The following is a 1,719-nucleotide window of genomic DNA, read 5'->3' as shown; positions in this document are numbered from 1 at the left end:
GGCCATTTCGAAAATCTGGTTGCTGTTCATGAACCAAATTTAAAAAATATTGTATTTTTAGTTTCAGGTTACCCACTAGAAATCATATAGAGCCATAATTAATTTACAACTACAATTCTCTATTAAACCAATTTACAATTAGTCTCCCCTCTAGTACACTAAAAACAACAACATTCAATAAAATTCTTCACCTCTTCTAGAGCAGTTAAGAATTGTAATTCAAATATTAATGATTTAATATTTGAATGGTAGTTTCCGACTTTTCGTTTTCTTTCGGATTTATTATATCCCAAACACTTTTAAATCACCAATACCTATCACAAATGTTTCCGATAGATGCTTTATTCTGTCGAAAAACCCCAGAAAACGAAAATCCCATCACTTATCGTAATTTTCTGATTTGTTGGATTGGTTTCAACCTCCTCACGATCGTAACGAAGTAGGCGGTACCTCAGAGGATGATCAAATACTCAGAATAGAAAATCACTTTGCAGTAAACCTTGCAGATATAGATTGAATTAAACGTATTTAACTGCAATAGAAATTTGTAACTAATTGAAAACAATACACAAAAATATAGTCAATGACAAGCGTTTCCTAAACGCTGGATCTAGGTTCGATTCCTAGCTAGGCTACCACTTTATGAAGTAAACAATCAAGAGATGAAGGTCATCTCTTTTTTTATAGGCAAATTTCTCCTTCTAAACTCAGTAGGTGTAATGCCAGAATACTTTTTGAACTGCCTGCAAAAATGGCTTTCATCCGTAAAACTGAATTCATGGGCAATCTCTGACAGCGTAAGCTTACTATAGGTAAGCCTGGCTTCAATCAGTCCGAATTTATAATTCGTTATGTATTGCTTGATCGATTCTCCGACGTGTTTTTTGAAGAATAAGCTGATGTAATTCGGTGCCATGTTAAACTTTTCAGCCAGTTCTTCAATTCCTAGTCGAGATGGGAAATAAATATTTTTCTTCACATACAAGAGGATAGCCTCCACCGAATCAGAATAAGATGAAACCTGACCTGCTTCATCTGACTGCCTGAGCTTTCTGGCGAGGATAATCAAAATACCTCGCATCAGGCTATCACGAACTATTTCATAGTAGGGGGACTGACTATTTTCATATTCAGATTCCAAGACCGAGAGCAGATTTAACAACTTAGCCTTATCCTGTTTGTCCTTAATTAGTGACCCACGGCTTTGCAAAGGGAAATGAAGCAAGGATTCTATGATGGGTTTCCACTTTGATTCATCACTTTCCGAGAGAACTTTGGTAAAGGGTTCATTGAATCGGATAAAGCAAAATTCGGTCAATTCCCGGATATCAAAGAAGTGGAAATCCTCAGGTCCTAGGAGAAAAACATCCCCACAACCATAGTCAAAAAAATTGCCGTTGATGTTGTGTATTCCATTTCCTTTAAGAATAAAAATAATCTCAAAGTACGTGTGATTGTGGACAGGGTGCTCCCATTCACTGGCTTCAAAATGGTAAATGTTAAACGGAGAATGTAATAAATAGCGCTTCATGCGAATCTAATTCTTATGAAATGCCCACGAGAACTGATTCTCACACAGTGGGATGATTATAAAGGGCATTCCATCTGACCAATTAAAATCAAGTTATAAACAGATGAAATCGAGCATGACGAAGATCGTCACACACTGGGATGATTATAAACCATGCGAGATTCCATCTGACCTTTGAAAAACAAATT

General features: G+C 36.3%; 1 protein-coding gene. It reads right to left on the bottom strand.

Features of this window, described 5'->3' with window-relative positions:
* Positions 1-655: 655 nt before the first annotated feature.
* Positions 656-1,531: an AraC family transcriptional regulator gene (locus tag C4S61_RS16275; RefSeq protein ID WP_103925863.1), complete on the bottom strand. Its 876-nt coding sequence runs from the start codon at positions 1,529-1,531 to the stop codon at positions 656-658.
* Positions 1,532-1,719: the final 188 nt, after the last annotated feature.

Source organism: Algoriphagus boritolerans DSM 17298 = JCM 18970 (assembly GCF_900108085.1).
Lineage (GTDB): Bacteria > Bacteroidota > Bacteroidia > Cytophagales > Cyclobacteriaceae > Algoriphagus > Algoriphagus boritolerans.
Note: the sequence above shows the minus strand (reverse complement) of the source record. Positions and strands in the feature narration are given on the sequence as shown.